Raw genomic sequence first — 492 nt, forward strand, 5'->3', positions numbered from 1 at the left:
CCATTCACGGCTGGATTTTGGCCTGGCGCTGGCCGCATTTGGCCTCTTGGTGTTTGCCCGGCTCTCCGCGCTATGGGTGGTGGTGGGCGCGGCCTTGTGCGGCTGGTGGCTGTTTTAGCGGCCAGCAGCAGGGCGATGGGCCTGCGGCAGCGGCGCTCACACCAGGCGCAGGCTCCACAGTACATCCAGCACATGCTGGGTGGAGGGCTCCACATAGCCGGCGCGGTGGGCGATGCCCAGCCGGCGCCACAGCGCGGGGCGCAGCGGGCGCATGGCGATGCGCGCATCCGGCGGTGGGGCCGTAGCTTCGTGCGGCAGCAAGGTGGCGCCGTAACCTGCGGCCACCAGGCTCTTGATGGCATCGTTGTAGTTCAGCGCAATGCGCGGCACCGGGTGGTGGCCGCCCGCGGCAAACCACTCGCTGGTCTGGCGTGACAGGCGTGTGCTGGCATCGTTGAGGATGAGCGGCTGGCTGGCAAGCCACTGCGGGGT

At 69.3% G+C, this 492-nt stretch carries 1 protein-coding gene; it reads right to left on the reverse strand.

The genetic code is table 11. The features are described 5' to 3' along the window. Window positions 1–156: 156 nt before the first annotated feature. On the reverse strand, window positions 157–492 hold a 336-nt coding region (locus H928_RS26760), incomplete at its 5' end, for a LysR family transcriptional regulator substrate-binding protein (RefSeq protein ID WP_043339291.1).

The sequence above is a fragment of the Comamonas sp. B-9 genome, from assembly GCF_000410635.1.
GTDB lineage: Bacteria > Pseudomonadota > Gammaproteobacteria > Burkholderiales > Burkholderiaceae_C > Comamonas.